This is a genomic window from Bacillus sp. WC2507, assembly GCF_052656125.1.
In genome coordinates, this window is the sequence record NZ_JBQXPN010000003.1 from 115,072 (window position 1) to 136,079 (window position 21,008).

Sequence of the window (21,008 nt, forward strand, 5' to 3'; positions counted from 1 at the left end):
ATAATATTAATATAATAATAAATACGTAAAGGACAAACCTTACGTACCTCCCCAAGGTACAGGTTTGTCCTTTTTTTGCGTTTAAGGAGGATTTTATGAGAATGAGAAAGGGATTATTATTGACTTGCGCATCATTAATGTTGGCATTACCATCAGTTGCAAGTGCGGCGAATAATGATATACCATTTTTTGATGGCAGTAAAAATTCGATTTTAAAATCTGATGAACTGCAATTAAGCGGTAATTTGCTTAGACCGGGGAGTGGTTATAAATCAAAAGAGTTCGAATATAAAGCTGATTTACATTTTCCTGCCGTTTACAATGGCTCTTTCAATTGGGGAAATCCATGGGAAAATCTAGTCCAAAATGAAGATACATCTGGTCCTTATGTTCGAATATCAAATGATGGATACATTAACAGTGCAGTTGTTGTTGGGGATCGAATGGTAACAGAAGTTGAACAAGTTACGAAAACTGTTGTTAAAGATAAGTATTGGGGAGAACCCGAGTTTGTTTTGGGGAATTTGAAGAAACATGATATTAAAAGATTTAATGGTCCTAATGTTACCTTAGGAAAGTTTTATTGGATTAGGGATATAGCCTACCTTTCTGGTGGATATGCAGGAGCTGGTGGTGTAGATAGTGTGAATAGGTATAGCTTGTGGTATGTACGCACAAGTAAGCCTAAGATAAATGATTTTAAGGTTACGAGTGGAAAAAGAGATGTACCTGTTAAATTTACATTTAACGGTTTTGAATATGTCAGCAAGGGAAAAGGGTATAACGATAGAGATCCAAATGGGACAACTGTAAATCCATATCAATCAGCTGCTGGAGAACGAAACAGAGTTAAATGGATGTTAGATGTTACAAAAGATGGCGAAACCGTGTATCATCAAGAAAATTATCTGCGTTCAAATCCGCAAAAAGATAATCAAAAACCAAATGAAGGTGATGCAGGGCAATTTAAGTCAGAAGAATTAAAGTGGCAGCCACAAATGTGTGGCCGATATACTGCGAAAATTAAAGTCCTTGATGCTGTTCAAAGGGAATCAAATGAGAAAACTGTTGATTTCACCATAGATGGTAACTGTGGGACAGAAGTAACACCTAATCCAGATCCAGGTAATGAAGATGATTTTAAATATAAAATTGATTTCTCTGCTGACCGAATTGAAGGAGAAACAGCAAGAGAAGGAAAGAATGTAAAAACAAGAATAGATGTATCACGTGATAATTTTAAACCAGAGCGTGACCAATATAGAGCAAAGGTAAATAACAATATTAATAAGTCCCAGCAAGAAGTAAATAGTTCTGAATCCGATAGAGATAGTGCGCAGTCTAGTCTAAGTTATTGCCGTCGTAATCCAATTCATGAGGTAGATGCAGAAGGGAACCATCACTATTACGATAGGGACTGCTCTTGGGAAGAAAATAGACTGGACAGTGCAGCAAGTAGGCTAGATACAGCAAGGCAGAAGTTAGAAAAAGAGAAAAATAAAATTAAAAAGTTAGACGCGCTAGAAACGAAATATGCAAATCCTGAAACAGTAGTCGTGCTTAAGCATAACGGACAACAAGTAGCATTAGAAAAGGTAAGATTAACAGAGGGAGAAAAGAAAACGTTGAATCTTGATTGGCAGCATAAAGGGAAAGGAACAATTCGAGCGGAAATTAACCCTGCTGGTAATCGTATAGACATAGAAGAAACCACATACAAAAATAATCCAATTAAAACGGCTATCTATGCACCATCGCATGAAAATGGGATGTGCGGTGTAACTAGTGTAAAAGGTGTGGTAGAAACAGTAAGTGAACGTGTATCAAAAGAAGACACAGTGGGAGAAATGTATTATGAAACATTAAGTGGGAGTGTTGATAGTTTAGCACCATCTAAGCTCCATGCAGGGTATGGCTTTTCTTATGAGGTAAACGGAAAATACAGAAATGATTGGAATGCCAATTATCTAGGTGTGTTTACAAAAGCAACGGCACAATATCCATTTGCAGATGAAGGACTAAAAACGACACATGATTTAGAGAGTGTTTCTAATAATGGCTTAACATCAAAATTCCTACCGAAAAATATGTACTTGTCTGAAGTAACAGGACATGTCTTCGATAGTAAAAGACCAACTAAGTCTTTATATTGGGATGGGCAAGAAAAAATTATTGATGGCCAGCGCAAATGGTATGCGCCATTAAAAACGAAAGATGGGAGATATGCGTTTAATGTTGAAACAAACCCAGCAGGTGTAAATGAAATGAGCTTGTGCCTGACAAATGAAGTGGAAATTAAAGGTGTAGCGTACGATGATTTTAAAAAGAGAAGGGTACTTGCAGATCTTCCGTTCCCTGTACAAACACCAGGTTGGAACTGGGTTGGAAAGGAACATATTATTACTGATCTGTCAAACTGGTACTATATGCAGAATAGAAATTAGTTAAATAGTATTGTATAATAACTTGAATCGACAAAAGTATATAATCCTTCTTAAACTAGTAGCTGAATGGATAAACCAAAGGCACACCGCTTAATGGGGTGTGCCTTTTTTCGTAGAAAGGGGAAATCTGAGTGGATAAAAAGAAAAAGCAGCGTATGAAACGAACGATTTTTTTTGGAGTTATCGCAATGATTATCTCGCTATATATTGGAAGTGAATTTCAGGATCGGAATGGGAAAAGCTATGCTCCTGCAAAGTATTTTGAAACAGGAACGAAATTGATTTCGTATTAAAAATACTTTGTGTTATTTCACAGAACTAAGCTTCAGGAAGCCCACTTCTTTAGAGGTGGGAGGAATGAAGTGTTTTTTCTTTGCGGAACATATGTTTGTATTGTATTATATAAATAATAAAAAAGAAAGGAGTGACGGGCAATGACAAAACCAAAGAAAGATTGTTTTATTATAGAACTGAAATTAATTGTGGATACATGGCAAAAGGATATTTTACTCAAACGTTTTGAAATTGCTCGTAAACTCTATAACACTACGTTATCTTACGCAACGAAGCAATATACACTCATGAAAGAAGCTAAATCCTATAGAAAACAATTACGTTGCTATCAGAAGGCAAAAAAAGCAAATCATCCAAAAGAATGGAAAGAAATTGCAAAAGAATTAGATAGCATTCGTCAATCCTTTGGATTAAGTGAATATCAACTTCATGCTTATATCAAAAAACACCAACACAATTACAAAAAACATATAGATAGCAATACCTCCCAAAAAATTGCTTCTACGGTTTGGAAAGCTATGCAAGACGTAATATTTAAAGGAACGAAAGCACACTTTAAACCATACGGAATGCTTCGTTCTGTAGAAGGAAAATCCAATAAAACGGGTATTCGATTCAAAGAAAACAGGGTCTATTGGAATGGATTACTCCTTCCTGTTCGTTTTCGTAAGAATGATTTATTTATAGAAGAATCACTCGCTCTTCATACGATAAAATATTGTCGTCTTGTCAAAAAAATGATTCGTGGAAAGGATACCTTTTATGTACAACTCGTGATGGGTGGCATTCCTCCTGCAAAGAGAATCAATAAAACAGGAGCCTTTCGGCATTCCTACCAAAAGAAAAAGCGAGTAGGCATAGATATCGGCCCTTCTACTATTGCCATCGTTTCAGAAGAAACCGTTTCTATCCAACAACTTGCTCCTGATGTTCCTTTATTTGAGAGGGAAAAAAGACGTATATTACGCAAGTTGGATAGAAGTCGTAGAAGTACAAATCAAAACAACTTCAACAAAGATGGTACTGTAAAACGTGGCATCAAGCTTCATTGGACATGTAGTCAAAACTATCAAAAAACAAAAAGTCTATTAAATGAGTTGTATCGAAAAAAAGCTTCTTATATCAAAGAAAAACATGGTGCATTGGCAAATAGCATCTTATCCTTAGGTGATGAAGTGTATATTGAAACGATGCACTTTAATGGATTAGCAAAACGTACAAAAGAGACAAAAACAAATCAACAAGGCAAGTTCCAATCCAAAAAGCGTTTTGGTAAAAGCATGGGGAATCATGCGCCTGCCATGTTAGTGGAAATTATCAATCAAAAATTGAAGTATGGGAAACAAGAGATACAAAAAGTAAATACGATAACTTTTAGAGCCAGTCAATATAATCATGTTACAAATAGTTATGAAAAGAAAAAACTCCATCAACGATGGAGTCAAATCGGAAATCATCTCGTACAACGAGATTTATATAGTGCCTTTTTATTAATGAATAGTGATGTAAATTTAAAACAAACCAATCAAAATCGTTGTATACAAACGTTTGATATCTTTTTAAAGCTACACCATCAACATATAGAATCCTTGCAACAAACAAAGAAAAAATACCCACTCAGCATGGGTATTCTATAAAATAAGGAATCATTCCTTCGTAGGTAGAGCTACCTACCTTTGTTAAAACTTATCGCGAATACAACATCAGTTGTGTAGATGAGAAAGTCTTATGGAACAGTAGATAAATCAAAGATGTTGTACACAGAACATAGCGATACCATCTGTGGAGAGCTTTGTAACGCTTCTTTCAAGTACATAAGAACCCCACCGCTTTAGCTGTGGGAGTAGTCAGTAACTATAGTGGATGAATACACATGAAATGTACGATAGTTGGTGTTATAATATGTGTAGAAGTATTATAACGCTAGTTTTCGCATAAACTAAAAAAGACGAGATGCTCTAACATCTCGCCTTATGTAACTGTTACCGCAAGGTGACTAGTTGCTAAAAAAGTTTATTTTTTCTTAGAACCGCCCTTCACACGCTTGCAGGCATTGTGGGTGGTTCTTTTCGTTTTTTGTCGCTTTTTTTGTGTGTTCGTTTCCAAAACGTTGATAGGGATTTTCCTACTCGCTTTGCCACAAATACAGCGACTCCTCTAGCAATTACTTTCAAAATTTCAATTGCTATTATGAAAAGTATTTCCATGTGATTACCTCCTTTCTCCATGAAATAAAAGAGAAAGGATAGCAATCGACCACCCTGAAATAATCAGTTAAGCTAGATTGATTACACCATATTTATGAGATGTTTTATAGCTTGAAAACCTTTTTATGACGGCGTTTAAAGCCTTTTTTAATTTTTAAAATTAGAATTTTAGAATGGTAAAAATAATGTTTTTTTAGAAATGATTGACATGAAACTCTATATATCTTAATATTGAAATTGTAATATTAAAGAAACCAAATCCAACATTTTCATATAGACTTTAGATTAGCTAAAAGGACACACCTAAGGCGCATTATGCCATAGGTGTGTCCTTTTTTTGCGTTTAAAGGCTACATAAGGAGGAATACAAACATTGAAGCCATCTAAGTTTCAAAAGAAGCAGATTGTTGCGGTAGGTCTAGCCGCTGCAACAGTAGCGGGTATCTATGGATACAATCATTTCGCAGTAGAAAATGCGGTAAAACCAACCAAGATTGTTGTAGCCGCAAAGGATATACCTGCGCATACAGAGATTAAAGAAGACATGCTAGTGGAACGAACATTACCTGGTGATGCGATTCCCCCAAATGCATTACGTGTAAATAAAAAAGAGGTTGTAGGTAAGTGGACTAATGATGGGCAGCCAATCACAGAAAATAGCTATCTCTTTAAAAACAAAGTAGTAAAGAAAGAAGAGTTACCGGACTCTGCCATTTTAAATTTGAAAGATGGAGAAGTTGCTTTCCCATTACTCGTTGATCTGGAAACAAGTTCAGGGAATAGTATTATTCCAAATACGTATGTGGATTTGTATTTCAAACAGGTTGTGAAAGAAGGAGACAATGAGAAAGTTGTATTCGGTGGCCTTTTCCAACGTGTACGTGTGACTGCTGCAAAAGATAGCAATACAGAAGATGCATTTGTGCTAGAAAAGAAAGAATCAAAAGAAGAACAAGAAGGGAAACAAAAGCCGAAGGTAACCCGCTTATATACATTGGCCGTTTCACCAGAACAACTTCAATATCTAAACCGTGCGAAAACACTTGGAGATGTAATCCCTGTTGCAGTCGGACAAAAGCTGGAACAAACAGGGAAAGAATTAGAACCAGCTGAAGGATTCTCACAAATATCTGACCAGAAGAACATTTTAGACTATGTAGAGAAGCATTCGACAAATCCAATTTCTAAAAATGTAAAAGAATATGTTGTACAGTATCTGAATGAATCCAAATAAGAAAGGGGTTATTAAGGTGGAGGGGCAAGTAAGGATAGTTGCCTTTTATGCGACAAACGAAAACGTAGGAAAAAGTACGTTAAGTATCGCAATGGCAAATGAGTTAGCTCATTTAGGGAAAAAGGTGCTTTATGTAGAAGCAGACCAAGTAAGACCAAGCTTCGCAGTTGGAACTGGTCTTAGCCACGATAGTAAAAACATCTTAGAACTTGTAAGAGAAGAAAATGAATACAATCTCTCGCAGTATATTTGTACCAAGCAAGATTTATTAAAGAAAAAAGTGAATCCAAGGTTGATGCAAAAATTGCACGATAAGATGGATTTTCTGGTGTTTCCATCAGGTTATAGCCTAGCTCAATTCCCAGAGATTCAAAACAAAGAATTGTTTGTAACGACATTTTTAGAGTTACTTGTAGATACAGAATATGATTATATCGTTCTATCAGTACCAACTGAATTATCCGAGGTGCTGAGTTATCCAATTTTATATCAATCAGATCTTGTTGTTCATGTGTTAAATGGAAATCCTCGTGGTGCATTAGCAATTAAGAGAGAATTACAACTAATAGAAGATGCGAAGCTAACATTACCTCGAATGATTCATGTGCTAAATATGGCAGATGAGAATTATGTAGAAGATATTGAAAAACTTTCTTCTCAAAAAATAGCAGTAACCATTCCGTATGATAGAGACCGTACGAGTTACGAATGGGGGATGCAATTTGGTTCCCCACAAATTAATACAAAGGTCCATCAAATTATGGAAGCAGCTAGGCTTAGTATTCCATCCCAGCAATCCTCTATGAAAAAGGGTTTATTTGGTTTACGAAATTAAAAGGGAGGCAAGGAATATGTGGGGCTATTTACAAGAAAAACAAACCGCCTTAAAACGAAATCGAGTGGATTTATATCATTTTGGTTATATGATTCGTTCCAAATCAGCTCGCAAGTTAGGAACAACTACAGCTCAACAAATTAAAGATATAACAGATGAAATTCGTGCATTTTTAGTAAAAGACCATCGTGATATCCTAAGTGAATCCTTTATGAATAAAGAAAAGAGAGCAGCTGTAGAACAAATCATTAAAAGTTTTTTATTGAGTAATCAAGTCGTTATTTCAGATGTACCTTCTGAACAGTTACTAAATATGGTGTGTGACGAAATTGTGGGGTTTGGGATTATAGAACCTTTAAAAGAAGATAAGGATGTAACCGATATTTATATAAATGGCACAAAAGAAATCATTTACGAAAAAATTGGAGAGGGAGAATGTACATTTCCTTACCGATTTGAGACGGAAGAAGAAGTGAAAGCTCTAGCTTATAAGATGGTAAACAGTACATCAGAGTCATTAAATACGGCAAAGCCATATGTGGACTGCGTGTTTCCATATATTCGCATCAATATTGCTTTAGATGAACTTGGGGGACTCGGAACAACAATAACGATTCGTAAGAATGCGGATCACCTTCGTGCTTCTGAAGAGCGTATGTTATCTACCAATCAAGCGTCAAAAGAGATGTTGGACTTTTTTGCTGCTGCCGTGAAAGCCAACATGAATATTCTAGTGGCTGGAGCTACAGGTACCGGAAAATCAGAGTTTATGAAATATCTTGCCTCTCACATTCCGAAAGGAAAGAAAAAAGAACGTACTCTTGTAGTAGAAGATAACCCTGAACTCTATTTACATCGTATTTTTCCAGAACATCATTTTGTTCCGATGCAGTGTAGGGCATCCGAAGTAGAAGAGAATGCAATCGATTTTGATAGGCTGTTAACAAATGCTTTACGTCAAGGGCCAAAACGATTAATCGTAGGGGAATCGAGGGGTAAAGAAGCATTGAAAATGATTAACTTCTTCCAAACAGGACATCCTGGCTTTACCTCTGTCCATGCAAGAAGTGCAAAAGAAGCAGTTAGACGCTTAATGCTCATGTGTCTGCAAAGTGGTGCAAATATCGATGCTCAGTATTTATATGAATTAATTTCTCAAACATTTGATGTGATTGTCTTTTTAGAAAAGAAAGATGATGGGAATCGCTATATTACAGAGATGATTGAATTATTGGATTATCAAGGTGACATACAGTTCAATCAGCTTTCTCAATTTATTCCTTCAGGTGAGGAATACGATGAAATGAATGAGAGAGTAGGAAAGATTCATGGAGCTCATATCGTTACAGCAAAAATGTCAGCCGAAATGGAGAAGAAATTCCGTTCTTCTACTGTAAATCCAGCTTTTTATGCGCCATTCCTTTCACAACAGGAGGTGCAGTATGCATAGTTTGTTCGCCTATGGATGTATATTTTTAATTTTTATTAGTATAGTATTTCTCGTTTTACTTTTTGCAAAATCTAATGGTTCTGCTCTTTCTCAATTTGTACAAGAAAATGAGAAAGAAGAAAGGCGCTTGGAACTAAGGAATATTAAGGGGATTCGAGTGTATCTACCACAATCCGTTATCCAAGAAGCCCAAAAGTACGAATGGAAATTGACGAAAAGCATGTACTGGGTATATACGATTCTTTCCGGAATGAGTATTGCAGCGGTATTATATTTTTCTTTTGGAAGAGATCCTTTTACACTGATTTCCGTTTTATGTGGATTTTTAGTTCCGAGATTCCTTCTCTATCGAAGAAAAAAACGTTACTACTTGGTTGTCATTGACCGTCTTTCTATTTATATGAAGGCAGTAGCAAATGCACTTCAAATTAGTAATAACGCCAAACGCGTGTTACTACAAGTAAAGCCAATGATGCATGAGAGCATTCAAGAAGAAATAGAAAAAGTTTCTCTTTTATTAGAAGGTGGAACCACAATGCACCGTGCATTTAGAGAATTCAATGAAACCTTTAACTTTAGAGAATTGGTATTTTTCCATGAAATGTTGGAAGTGTGTAGCCGAGAAGGCGGAGCAAATTCAGTGCAAGTCTTACTAGATATTGCAGAAGATTTTGAAAAACAAAAGCTATACCTGGCAAGATTACGTTCTAGTTTGTCGCAAGCACAACGTGCCTTTGTACAAAACTGCTTAATCGTCATTGCCACGCCAATTGTGATTATGTTGATGTCAAAAGAAGCATATGGATTTTTAGCAGGTTCTCTGATGGGGAGAATCGCATTAGCGGTAAATATGTTCATTGTCTTTTTCTTAGCAACCCGTGTAGAAAAAATTGCGAATTATAATCCAACAGAAAGAGGGGAATAAAGTGGCTGCGATTTTAGCTGTAGTGGTATTCGTTGTCATGTATTGGGTATTCTCTACCTTTCTACAAAGTAAAAAAGACAGTGGTAGCCTACTTACAAACTATGTAGAAAATGCAAAACGAATTGAAAAAAAGAATTTAAATCAAATGATGCTTGCTCCCTTCCAGTCGTTATCACATAAGTATCTGACAGAAGAAAAGAAAGAGCAGATCCAAAAAAAATTAGAAGAAGCTGGTTTGGATACGAAACCAGAAGAATATTTGAAAATGAAAGTTGCGTATCCCGTCATTTTCACCTCCGTTTTCTTGATATGTACGGTGTTTCATGATTACTACTTATTTAAAGTAGGCGTTTTGATTTCACCACTGCTTTATTTCTACCCTGATTATCTATTAAAGAAAAGAATCAAGCAGGCGATAGAAGCAAGGAAGTTCGAATTACCAGAGTATCTAATTCCCATGCTGCAGTTGTTAAAAACACATACAACATTAGAAGCAGTAAAAAAGGCGCAGATATATGCTGGGAGACATCTACGACCGTATGTATCTACACTTACAGCGGAATTAGAAATGTATGCGGGTTCGGATCAACCATTTCGTAACTTTGCAGCAGCTTTAAATAGTCCAGAAGTCAATACCTTTACGATTGCGCTACAACAAGCACAAAAAACGGACAAGGTACAGAGCCTTCGTATTATGGACGCGCAGATTAAAATGATGCGAGAGCTAAAACATGAGAACTATAACCGTCTCATTCAAAATAAGCCAATGGAAATGAATAAATTTAACGTTGCCGTTATTGGCTGTATTGTGATTTATCCAATGGTTATTGTTATTCAATCCTTAATGCAAGGATTTGCAAGTATATAAGAAGCTAGTATCCCAAATTGAATAAGAAGAGGAGCAATACACATGTTAACAAAAATGAAGAATTGGTTAAAAAACGAAGACTCACAATTATCATCAGAAAACGGTATGTTAATTGCCTTGGCGGTAATTATTGTATTAGTGATTGGCCCGTTTGTATGGAAAGCAATTCAAGGCGGGTATGACACAATTCTAGCTCGATTTACAAAAGCATCAAGCAATGCAGATGTGAATACTTGGAACAAATAATAGAAGTTTTAAAATAATGATGTTTATTATGTATAGCTCAAATAAATAGATAAGGGAGTTCTAATCATGTTAGCAAAAATGAAAAATTGGTTAAAGAATGAAGATTCACAGTTATCATCAGAAAACGGTATGTTAATCGCTTTGGCTGTAATTATCGTATTAGTGATTGGCCCATTTGTATGGAAAGCAATTCAAGGTGGCTATGATACAATTCTAGCTCGATTCACAAAAGCATCAAGCAATGCGGACGTAAATTCGTGGAATAAGTAATAGAAGATTTAGATAGGGAAGTTCTTATTTACTAAATTCTTAAAATCGATATACGAAGGAGACCGAATAATATGTTAGCAAAAATGAAAAATTGGTTAAAGAATGAAGATTCACAGTTATCATCAGAAAACGGTATGTTAATCGCTTTGGCTGTAATTATCGTATTAGTAATTGGGCCATTTGTATGGAAAGCAATTCAAGGTGGTTATGACACAATTTTAGGACGATTCACAAAAGCATCGAAAAATGCAGACGTAGATTCTTGGAACTAAATATAAATTGAATAGAAAACAGGGGGGCTACTCTAAAGTAGTTCCTTTTTTTAAACAACAAATATATGCGGATTCAGAAAAGGAGAGAAGAAAGTGTCTTTGTATATTATAGGATTACTACTAAGTTATATGTCACTAAATGTATTTACTGATTTGAAATATAGAAAAACAAAGAATATGTGGCATCTACTATTCTTAATTTTTGGAATAGGAATCACGTATTTTACTGGAATAAGAACAGGGAAAGAGATTGTGATTGTACTAGCCATGGCATTAGCATGTGGTTTATTGTTGGAGACATTTAAATTTTCTTCACCTGGTGATACGAAAATGCTTGTGGTAGTGGCTTTATACATTAGCAATGTAGTAGAAGAATCGGCTGTGTTTACCGCAATTACACTAACAGCTTTCCATTTACTATTCTTTTGGATTGCCAGTGTGTATCGGTTAATTAATGTTTTAGGATTTATAGGAGCAATTAAAGACCAATTAGAGCATGCTGCTTCTATGTTTGGTGCAAAACTACCTAAGAAAGAAATACAGCTGATACAGAGCTTTCCAGGGGCTTGTTCTATTTTATTAGGAGCACTAGTTTATGTTGCGTTTACTGTATATCACAACGGAGGTATCTTGGCTTGAACAGTAGAATCATTCATCAAAGAGAAAAATATATTTACTTTACAATATTTGTGCTTATAGAAGTTCTCATTCTAAACATGTTTATTAATATGTTATTGGTATTAGCATATCCTTTATTAATTGGATTAATTGTGCAGGTTATCTTACTACAGAAGATAAAAAAAATATTTTATCGCAATGGAAAAGAATTAACAGAAAAGTTAAAACTAAAAAATATATTTCTGGTAGAATCAAATATTTTAGGGGATGAAGAGGGAACCGTCTATGAGGTGCATCAAATGCCTTTTGCATTCTCAAATGGACTAATCAATAAGGAGAAGGGTTATAAAGTAGTAAAACAAGAGTATGAAAGAAAAGTAAAAGAAGATTTAACAAAAATTTCAAAGTGGCAAGTTACAACAAAAGCTAGACTTGTTACAACAACACATTTTCGATTATATACAATTTGGCAGAAAAATAGTACAGGCTATCAATTGAAAAAAATAGAGGATTGTATTGATCCGTATGCAAGGATGAACCTTATACAATGGACGATTGCTTCATTCTGTACGACTGGTCGAATCAAGTACGATAAGAAACCAAAAGAGTGGGCAAGCTATGAATGGATTACTTTAAGGTAAATAAAAAGACAGAAGAAAAAACTAAGTAGTTCAGTTATTGTAGGGAAACTTATTAATATACTGTTTGTATTGGCATATCCTTTATTGAATGGATTCATTACGTAGGTTGTTTGCTACAGAAGTTAAATAGTCATTTTATCGAAGCGGAAAAAATTAACGGAACAATTAAAGCTGAAAAATATATTTTTACTAGAATGAAATAGTTTATGAAGTGCATTAGATGTCTTTTGCATTCTTTAACGAATTAATCAATAGAGAGAAGAGTTATAAAGTTGTAAAATAGGAGTATGGCAAAAAATGGTGCAGGCTATCAATTAAAAAAATAGAGGATTGTATTGACCTTTACACAAAGTTGCATTTTATTTGATAGATGATAGCGTCTTTTTGTACCACTGGCAAGCTCAAATGTAACAATTTATGAGTATAAGAATATTTTCTACCATCTAATCTAATATAAAATTATTTAGATTTAAAGTTTCTTTTGATTTTTATATGAATAATTTCGAAGGCGTTTATTTTATACGAAAGAGAGTTAGAAGTGGCTATTTGAAGAATTTAATAATATTTTGTTTATTGGCTACATTCTGTCTAAATATTGTAGGATGTTCTAATAATTTGAGTTCACTAAGGGAAAAGTCTAAAACTTCAAAACCTATGGAGTTTAAACGAATTAACAAAGCATGGTACAAACATATGTAATAGTTTAAAAGAACTTGAAATGGTTACTGGCTAAAGGTCATAAGGAATAATTAATTTGGCTGATAGCAGATGATGCAGATTGAGAAAAAATATAACGGAATTACATTTGAATTTAAGTAATTATAAGATAAAAATGGTCTAGATTTAGACCGTTTTTTTTGTAGATGTTTTTCATTGAAAAGACACCCTAAGGTGCCTTCCTCCGACTTGAACCATCTTAATTTTAATAATATGTATTGGAACCCATCTAATATAATTGTATCAAGCTAATGCAAAGTGGCAATTGAGAAATACGATTAACAAGAGAATGATAGTAGTGAAGACACCTAAAAATAAGGAAGTAGATTTTTACAGGTTGACTACGAATTCATTGACTCATGGTAACAAAAGTGGCTGTAAACAATATCATTAATAGTATTACAATGATATACAATTCGGATTGAGATATCATAATACCATTCATTATGCCATTAATCCTCCCATTGCTCCTGCTACAATCCCATTTAATGTGGGGTTCATATCTTAAAATGTAAATATAATAATACCACTAACAAAAATACCAATCAGGGGTCCTAAAACAGAGGCTGTACTTAGATAGTTGTTACATTATTTGTAAGATATATTTTTTGTTCATTTAAAAATCCAAAAAAGCTTATTAATGCATTACGGAGGTTAACAGGTAAAAACATCAATCATACAGATTTCTGGACTTAAAAAGGGCTACTAAACTATGTAGTCCTTTTTAACAATTTAGTTTCCAAAAATCTATATTTTTTGTAATTCAGTTGCAAACTACAAAATTTCTTTTAAAAGAAATGTACGTACATACACATTATATTTTATTCCATAAGGCTCTATCTTTTTTCACGATAGTTTAATATCGTGAAAAATAAAACATTAGGTACGATATCACTATGTTTTTTATATGGATTTGTAATTAAACTATATATTGAAATTCGTAATAATAAAATGTATTATTGAAAAGCACAATTTATAATTCAAGCAATCAAGACTATGTACCCATAATAATTTGAACATTCAGAAATTATAATATTGTCTAAAAATGAGGTGAGATTCATAGAAACAGTACATATTAAATGGTATGGATTGTATAGTATAAATGATTTTTGTAATAGAGAAGAAGCTTCTAAGAAGGGGATATTTACCATTTCTAGAGTAGATGCTAAGAATATAACATTGCTCTATATAGGAAAAACCAAAAGAAGCTTTATACAAAAGATAAGGGAACTTAATAAGGAGTGGCTTTGTGATGATAGCGAATTAAAGATTACATTAGGAATAATAGAATTTCCTAGTGGTGAAAGTTACTCTGAAAAGAAGGTAAAAGAGATAAAATCCCTTTTGATTTTACGACATACCCCATTAGAAAACGAAACGTCATTATTATATCATAGAGGGAAATTTAATTTGAAAATTATAAATAAGGGAAGAAGAGGCTTAATTGTTAAAAAGCTTTCTACAGAAGATCTAATATGGACGTAATTGGAATCACCTTTGAATAAAATTGAAGGTTTCTTAAGTGCCGAAGCTTATCAATTTTTAATGTATTAAACTATTTTGAATAACATATGTCAGATGCTTGAAAAAAACAAATTTTATTATGATATGAAATCCTGTATGGAAAGTGTAGTTCATTTCTATTATTTAATAAAAATATTAAGAATTATAGGGATAATACATAAAGAGTAGAGGAGAAAATAAACACGGAGGTTTAAAGAATGGGACAAGTAAGCAGGTTTCAAGAAAAACAACAGAATCGTCGTCAAAAGGCGATTTTTAATATTGCATTTACTTTGGTATTAGTGACAGTTGGTATAGTGACATACAAGTTGTTTACCCCATCAGATGCATCAAAGAAAGCAATTGCTCAAGAAAAGAAAGCAACAAAGATAGAAGAGAAGAAAAATGAAGATAAAGAAACATCAAAGATAGAAGAAAAGAAAAATGAAGATAAAGAAACATCAAAGATAGAAGTGGAGAAAAATGAAGATAAAGAAACATCAAAGATAGAAGTGGAGAAAAATGAAGATACAGAAGCAACAAAGATAGAAGAGAAGAAAAGTGAAGATAAAGAAGCAGCACAGTTAGAAGGGAAACTAAAAGCAGAAAAATCGGTAAAAACGAACGAAAATGAAAATAAAGAGGCAGAAAAAATGGCATCTCATGAAAAGGGTTCTCAAACTAATTCTTCTTGGAAGCCAATTGGTACAGAGCAAGGAGCAAAACCTGAAATGAAATTTAAAGAAGGAACAGTAGATTGGAGTGAGATGAAAAAAGCAATTTCTTATGCTGTTGATGTTCCAGAGAGCCAATTGATTTTCGATTTTATTGGGAATAATGGTAATAATAAAGCCTACGGTAATGTACGAGATAAGCAAAGTAATAAAAAATATAAGGTTAATATTGATTGGGTAGAGAATCAGGGGTGGAAACCAGAATCTGTTCAGGTGGTAAAATAAATAATAGAAATGTAATTATGTGTTTAAAAGTTTACTTTTGTAAAAACTCAAAAAAGAGTCCGTATCAATCAGGGCTCTTTTTGTTATGTATTTATAAAATTTCTGTTGTTTTTTTCGCCGAGATACGTTTAAAACTAGGTTATAGCAATACAAATTTTACTAAACTTTATTTTTCGTTGATATTTGTAACATAAACGCACGTTTTTGTTACGTTTTATATTTAAAAATATGAAATATCCTAACGGTTTAACTAGCTGTAACAAAATACTGTCTCAAAAATAATTTGTAACATTATTAGAAAACGACGGCGAGATGAATACAAACGAAAGAAAATCCTGTGGATCATAAAGGATTTGAGAGCTAGAGAGATACATAACAGCGCAGATAAGAATTATATCCCCCTGGCGGCCAAATGATAAAAACCCTGCAGGGGATACAGGGCAAGACTAAGGGTATTGAAGAATTGTCGATTCTAAAAGTAAAGTAATTTTTGGAATATTATAAGTTTAACACATGATTCATCTAAGCATTATATAAGGATGTTACAGAATTATGAAAAAAGTTGATAATCCAAAGAATCCATAAGGGATTATGTTATTAATAGCGTCTTTATAGTATTAATAGGACAAGCTCTTGCATGTCGTAAATTCAGGAATCGAATAGAATACCCCGCCTAATAGACAGATTCCTGGAGTAGGAAGATTGAACTATAACAATCTTTACTTAACTTTTACAACTGATTGAAGTATTTGATTAAAACAAAATTTGAATTTTGTAGAACTGTAGACTAAGGAAATATGCTTAGGGTATTAGCGAAACCCAACCCTAATCAATTCTTCATCGTTTATTTCAATTACGAATCTATATTCTTTATCTAATAGCCAGTAATAAAAACTGACTGCCTCTATGTCAACTAGTGATTGGAATACTTTATCAAGATTTGTACTTACTACAGGGATTTTAAAATTATCCCATATTATAAAAATCTGTTCATCAAAATCAAGTTGGTTTGGTCTAATAAGAGAAATTAGTTGTTTTTTGTTCAAAGCTATGAATTGATTGTCTATCTGTTCCCAATTAATTCTTCCAGAGACCGTTATAGGAAATAAATCTATTAAAGTAGTAGCAATCTGTTGGCTTTTTTTCTGAGAGAAAATGAGCGTTTCGTTTCCTAGGGATTCAAGGCATTCATTAAACAGAAGGTTTGTATCATTTCTGTTTTTGGTTTTCAGTTCTCTTAACTTTTGTCGCATTTTCCATTGTCTTGACGATCTATCATTCATTTTTAACATTCCTTATACAATTATTTATGAATGAGTATAGCATATAAGGGAAGCTCTTATGAAAATGAATTTTTATAATATACATTAAACAAAAGCTTTATTTGAAAAAAGGACCTCTTACGGAAAGATAAGAGGCCATCAAAAAATGTTGTATTTGAAACACGTGATGTTTCACAAAAATATTATAACATAATTTGAATATTAAGTATAACTAATATATAGTTTTTGAAAAGAATAAAAATGTATAAAACTATTATTGAAATGGAGAAGAACTAGGATAAGGGGGCTAGGGCTTCTAGGATTGGTATATATCTCTCACACGACATAAAAAAAGAATAAAACGTATTGAAGATAACACATGAATGTCTCATAAATAAAAACATTATTTTAATTGTTGCAGCCCCTTAGAGGGCGCTCTAAGGGGCTAAGATTCGAGAATTTTTAAACTCTTGTTAATTACATGCTAACTCCCTAAGGAGTATATAAGGAATTTTAGCACTTAACTAATAATTTTACAACGTTATATTCGAATAAGTACATTAAGAAACTATTTATATAAAAAAGGGCTCTTACTACTACGTAAGAGCCCCATGAACAAAGAAAAAGTCGTATATGGCACTATATAAGAATCACAATAATATTCTAATATCTTTATATAGTTATCTATACATAATTAGCGTAGTAGGACTAACAAAATGTCATTTGATTTGAAAGGAGAATGGGAAAATGATTGAACAGGTTGAAATCGAAGGGCAGTTATCAATATTTGATATAGATGAAATAAAAATCAAGCTGTATGAAGTCTTAAAAGCAAACGCTTGCCATTGCGAGATTAGGAGTTATTGCCTACACAACGATTACATGGGTGAAGTTAAGTAGTTCTGTATTAGAATTACAGATGACATAATTATTGATATGTGTTTGAGTCAGTTCCCTGAAGTATTTGCTGTGTACGAGGAATTCACTGAAACGCAGATCAAGAAGATATACAGAGGGAGATTGCAATAATGCTACTTTATAAAAAAAGAGAAGCCCTTAATCAGGTCGCTCCTCTTAATGCCAATATACAATAACTATTCCATTATAATGTATGGGCGTAAAATATTTAATAATTATCTTTATGGTAAAAATTTCATTTTGCCTTAGTACCTTTAAATCACGAAAAAAGGTTCTGCTGTTTCCTACAGAACCTTTCCTAAAATGGCAAAGGGTAACTCTTACCTTACTCTCTATTTATATACTATAAGATTGTTAACGAGAATCCAAGACTCTTTATATTGAGAAATAAAGAAGAGTCATTATAAAAAATTTATCTTTTTTCATAAGTAAAAGAGCAGCTAGCAAAAACTAACTGCTCAATACAAGGAGATACAGAGAAAACTAAATGGACTTTGGCATACAAGCCTATCAACATTATGGACATGATATTGATTATTATTCGAAGGAATTCATGTTTTACAAATCAGATTATGATAGTCGAAATTCTCCATATTGACCAGAAAAGGACCAAGAATTCTAGTGAAATTCCAAGTGTTCTTTTCCTAGTTTTTTGAAATTCTTTTACTAAATAGCCAACAGCACTAATTGCTAGAAGAATGAAAAGAATAAGTTCTAGTGTAACTGGCATTTGATCTACTCCTAATCCGTTAATTAATTTAGTATATAACGATTATAAGATGTTTTTGTGGTTAATGGTGAAAAATTCAAAAAAACTATCTATATATGTAAAAAGGCCCCGTTGTCTACAACAGGACCTTTCCTAAAATGGCAAAGAGTAACTCTTGCCTTACTCTTTGTTCATACACTACAAGATTGTTAACAAAAATCCAAAGAGCTTTATATTGAGAAATAAAGAAGAATCATTATAAAGGATTTTATCTTTTTTCATAAATAAAAGAGCAGCTAAAAAACTAACTGCTCGGCTGGTTCTCCAAGGGGGAAAGGAGAAAGGTTAGGGACTTTATTAAATGAGTTATGGTCATCACCTATCTATATTATTGACAAAATATTTAAATTTATTCCAGTGAACCTTAAAAGAGCACCTTTAAAAAGTGCTCTTTAAGGGAAAAGTGAGATGTTAAAAAATAAATTAGGGTTTTTTGCTTCGAGATAATATATGAACATTTCATAATAATGTGACGATGAATCAAAAAAGAACAGCTAGCAAATGCTAACTGCTCAGTTCTCCAAGGGGGAACAAGGAGAAAATCTAATGTCATATATAGTATTGACGGAATGTTAAGTTTTATTCAAGGGGGTGTACTAATTATGTAGGTTACACGAGAAGTCCTATTAACATCCAGGCCGCCTCGATCAGAAAAAAAGTTTCGAATGTAATCCAAAACTTTTTTTCTGGTTTTTGAAATTCTTTGATTACAGAAAATATGGCACTTATTCCTACAAGAGTGAAAAGAGCAATTCGGATTGTTTCAATCATTTGCATCACCACCTAATATTTGAATAATTTAATTATATATTAATTACCGTTTTATAAAAACTTAATGAAATAATCCTTTTTAGTGAATACAATTCTATTATTCTTTGTCATTTGTTTCTGGAAATGGAATGGGGTGGTCGTTCATGATTGAATGGTTACGCGTTTCTGGATAATAAACAAATATTAAAATAGGCTTCATTTCATCAATTTGGACGATGTGATTTACACTTTTAATGAATTACTCACATTTTTCGTTGGGCAAGGGGTGTCGCTCTTTGTTTGAGCTAATATAGACAAAGCTCCCTCAGTTCTCCATGTGTATTGCTTCAAATAAGGCATCGGAAGAAAGATATACCTCTTGGATATAAATTAAACATTATGCAAACGTGATTGGTCAGCACAAGATCGGCCAGCTGAAGTATTGACCGACTCTACAGAATATAAACGAGAAGATTCTTAGTCTTTTCCCAAGTACCGAACGTAAAGCGCGTAGCTAATATGAGCTGAAAAATTACATGATGCGGTGGTTTGGAGAAGGTTGCGAGTGACCTTGGAAGAAGAAGTTTTTCCGATTGTTTTTATTTTTCTCTCTCTATTAGATAGGAAAACAATGAGTAAGTTAATAAAACATATTTTTTGAATTATTTAATACAAATATATATAATTATATCGATGTTAATATATTAACTAGTTAAAAATGGGGAAAGAAAAATGAAAATTAAATTTAATGTGGTTAAAGATGAAAATTTTGATTTTATTTTATTAGAAACAAAATTACTGAAAACTTTTAAAGAAGTCGATAATGTAGCAATAGTTGAAAAGGTTGAAGACAAAATTTTTGAAAAAGATGATGTGAAAACCCATTTAGAGGAGATTACTATTAATGTTACAGGAAAGAATATCGGATATAGATCAGTTTCAGCTAGTATATTTATTGTTCTAGAAAGCCTATCAATGAAGTTATTCAATATTAATATTAGTATACATTAAGCATCCAATACGGATGCCTTTTTCTTTGTTATGTAGAAATCACACATTAAATATTAGGGGGGCATAGAAATGATATAACCAAACAATCATCCCTTCTAGTGTATTGTAGCGTTTTAGTGTTACCCCTGCATTCATGAAGGGGTACCTGTATAAGGTGCCTTTTTGATGAACCATTTTAATATAGAAATCATATAGTATAGTGTAGGACAAGCTAACCGCTTATATCCTATTCAATGCTCATTGGGGAATTTCCCTTAACATATTCTAGCATCTACTGACGTGGATGCTCTTTTTTGTTGAATAAGATGGGCACATTTTTTGAATTGCTATTACGCCGTAAAGAATAACGCTAGAGCGATGAGTCCATATAAAAACAAAAAGAATCCTAAGATGAGTAGTATTGCACGAAAGTTGAGCATTTTAGACCTCCTAATGGTATATAAGGAATTTTAATATATTGTTGGTCTATTTAGAAGGATAACCACAAATTGGTAAAGGTTAAACTTGAATTTGAACAAAATGAATATTTGGACTAGAGGATATCTGTATAAATAGGTAGAATCTAGTTATTTGGTTCACATTTTAATCCAAGAGGTACAAATTCTATGCGACGTGAAAAGGATTTGTTGAAACAATGGAAGGCGGATTTGCAAGCTATTCAAGAAGAGAAAAGGCTGAAGAAGAAGGTTAGAAAAAGAATAAGAAATATAGCATTCCTGGTAAAACAGCTGACTTTATGGATGCAAGAATACTTATTATAAAGAGAATGGGGTATGGAAGCAAAAATAAATAGTGTGAGGATAAATAAGTTTGAT

Annotated in this window: 20 protein-coding genes and 1 pseudogene; 18 read left to right on the forward strand and 3 right to left on the reverse strand. The window is 33.2% G+C overall.

All coding sequences use genetic code 11. From position 1 onward, the window contains the following. The first annotated feature begins 95 nt into the window (after positions 1–95). The 3 genes from ACUN28_RS28500 to ACUN28_RS28510 all read left to right on the forward strand — a co-directional run bounded on the left by ACUN28_RS28500 (position 96) and on the right by ACUN28_RS28510 (position 4,375). On the forward strand, positions 96–2,444 hold the full coding sequence (locus ACUN28_RS28500; protein WP_098560563.1) for a hypothetical protein: 2,349 nt from the start codon (positions 96–98) through the stop codon (positions 2,442–2,444). A gap of 131 nt (positions 2,445–2,575) precedes the next feature. Then, positions 2,576–2,737 carry a hypothetical protein gene (locus ACUN28_RS28505; protein WP_016136435.1) on the forward strand — a complete coding sequence of 54 codons (162 nt, stop codon included), beginning with the start codon at positions 2,576–2,578 and terminating at the stop codon, positions 2,735–2,737. Positions 2,738–2,878: 141 nt separating this feature from the next. Next, positions 2,879–4,375, forward strand: a complete 1,497-nt coding sequence (locus ACUN28_RS28510) for a hypothetical protein (RefSeq protein WP_016089801.1) — start codon at positions 2,879–2,881, stop codon at positions 4,373–4,375. 399 nt (positions 4,376–4,774) lie between these two features. On the opposite strand, the gene ACUN28_RS28515 is transcribed toward ACUN28_RS28510, so the two are convergent. Beyond that, a complete protein-coding gene (locus tag ACUN28_RS28515) occupies positions 4,775–4,945 on the reverse strand; it encodes a hypothetical protein (RefSeq protein ID WP_016089800.1) in 171 nt (56 codons plus the stop codon). A 373-nt stretch (positions 4,946–5,318) separates the two neighbouring features. Between ACUN28_RS28515 and cpaB the strand changes: the two genes are divergently transcribed. The 12 genes from cpaB to ACUN28_RS28575 all read left to right on the forward strand — a co-directional run bounded on the left by cpaB (position 5,319) and on the right by ACUN28_RS28575 (position 15,483). After that, positions 5,319–6,179: a Flp pilus assembly protein CpaB gene (cpaB, locus tag ACUN28_RS28520; RefSeq protein WP_016089799.1), complete on the forward strand. Its 861-nt coding sequence runs from the start codon at positions 5,319–5,321 to the stop codon at positions 6,177–6,179. 16 nt (positions 6,180–6,195) lie between these two features. Beyond that, positions 6,196–7,014, forward strand: coding sequence for an AAA family ATPase (locus ACUN28_RS28525; protein ID WP_098560564.1), 819 nt, complete (start codon positions 6,196–6,198; stop codon positions 7,012–7,014). Positions 7,015–7,030: 16 nt separating this feature from the next. Then, the gene (locus tag ACUN28_RS28530) at positions 7,031–8,464 is read left to right on the forward strand and encodes a CpaF family protein (protein WP_016089797.1); all 1,434 of its coding nucleotides are present in this window, start codon (positions 7,031–7,033) and stop codon (positions 8,462–8,464) included. After that, positions 8,457–9,389: a type II secretion system F family protein gene (locus ACUN28_RS28535; protein WP_016089796.1), complete on the forward strand. Its 933-nt coding sequence runs from the start codon at positions 8,457–8,459 to the stop codon at positions 9,387–9,389. The genes ACUN28_RS28530 and ACUN28_RS28535 overlap by 8 nt, the downstream gene beginning before the upstream one ends. A gap of 1 nt (position 9,390) precedes the next feature. Next, positions 9,391–10,257, forward strand: a complete 867-nt coding sequence (locus ACUN28_RS28540) for a hypothetical protein (RefSeq protein WP_016089795.1) — start codon at positions 9,391–9,393, stop codon at positions 10,255–10,257. Positions 10,258–10,299: 42 nt separating this feature from the next. Further along, positions 10,300–10,503: a hypothetical protein gene (locus tag ACUN28_RS28545; protein ID WP_000956355.1), complete on the forward strand. Its 204-nt coding sequence runs from the start codon at positions 10,300–10,302 to the stop codon at positions 10,501–10,503. 66 nt (positions 10,504–10,569) lie between these two features. Next, positions 10,570–10,773, forward strand: a complete 204-nt coding sequence (locus ACUN28_RS28550; protein WP_000879955.1) for a hypothetical protein — start codon at positions 10,570–10,572, stop codon at positions 10,771–10,773. Between the two features lie 71 nt (positions 10,774–10,844). Further along, positions 10,845–11,045, forward strand: a complete 201-nt coding sequence (locus tag ACUN28_RS28555; RefSeq protein ID WP_016089794.1) for a hypothetical protein — start codon at positions 10,845–10,847, stop codon at positions 11,043–11,045. Positions 11,046–11,138: 93 nt separating this feature from the next. Further along, positions 11,139–11,684, forward strand: a complete 546-nt coding sequence (locus ACUN28_RS28560; protein ID WP_098560565.1) for a hypothetical protein — start codon at positions 11,139–11,141, stop codon at positions 11,682–11,684. Continuing rightward, a complete protein-coding gene (locus ACUN28_RS28565; RefSeq protein ID WP_016089792.1) occupies positions 11,681–12,304 on the forward strand; it encodes a hypothetical protein in 624 nt (207 codons plus the stop codon). The genes ACUN28_RS28560 and ACUN28_RS28565 overlap by 4 nt, the downstream gene beginning before the upstream one ends. 1,767 nt (positions 12,305–14,071) lie before the next feature. Then, the gene (locus ACUN28_RS28570) at positions 14,072–14,506 is read left to right on the forward strand and encodes a hypothetical protein (protein ID WP_033659945.1); all 435 of its coding nucleotides are present in this window, start codon (positions 14,072–14,074) and stop codon (positions 14,504–14,506) included. Between the two features lie 236 nt (positions 14,507–14,742). Continuing rightward, positions 14,743–15,483, forward strand: a complete 741-nt coding sequence (locus tag ACUN28_RS28575; protein ID WP_445423454.1) for a DUF1510 family protein — start codon at positions 14,743–14,745, stop codon at positions 15,481–15,483. A gap of 809 nt (positions 15,484–16,292) precedes the next feature. Here ACUN28_RS28575 and ACUN28_RS28580 read toward each other — a convergent pair. After that, positions 16,293–16,766, reverse strand: coding sequence for a CDI toxin immunity protein (locus ACUN28_RS28580; RefSeq protein WP_445423455.1), 474 nt, complete (start codon positions 16,764–16,766; stop codon positions 16,293–16,295). 726 nt (positions 16,767–17,492) lie between these two features. On the opposite strand from ACUN28_RS28580, the gene ACUN28_RS28585 reads away from it, so the two are divergent. After that, complete coding sequence (locus ACUN28_RS28585; protein ID WP_179886388.1) at positions 17,493–17,645, forward strand: hypothetical protein; 153 nt, start codon at positions 17,493–17,495, stop codon at positions 17,643–17,645. A 1,396-nt stretch (positions 17,646–19,041) separates the two neighbouring features. Here ACUN28_RS28585 and ACUN28_RS28590 read toward each other — a convergent pair. Next, positions 19,042–19,203 (reverse strand): hypothetical protein, encoded by a 162-nt coding sequence (locus tag ACUN28_RS28590; RefSeq protein ID WP_098505866.1) that lies wholly within the window; start codon positions 19,201–19,203, stop codon positions 19,042–19,044. Positions 19,204–19,914: 711 nt separating this feature from the next. Between ACUN28_RS28590 and ACUN28_RS28595 the strand changes: the two genes are divergently transcribed. Next, the gene (locus ACUN28_RS28595; RefSeq protein WP_016089786.1) at positions 19,915–20,193 is read left to right on the forward strand and encodes a hypothetical protein; all 279 of its coding nucleotides are present in this window, start codon (positions 19,915–19,917) and stop codon (positions 20,191–20,193) included. A gap of 605 nt (positions 20,194–20,798) precedes the next feature. Further along, positions 20,799–20,982 (forward strand): annotated as a pseudogene (locus tag ACUN28_RS28600) (hypothetical protein). Positions 20,983–21,008: the final 26 nt, after the last annotated feature.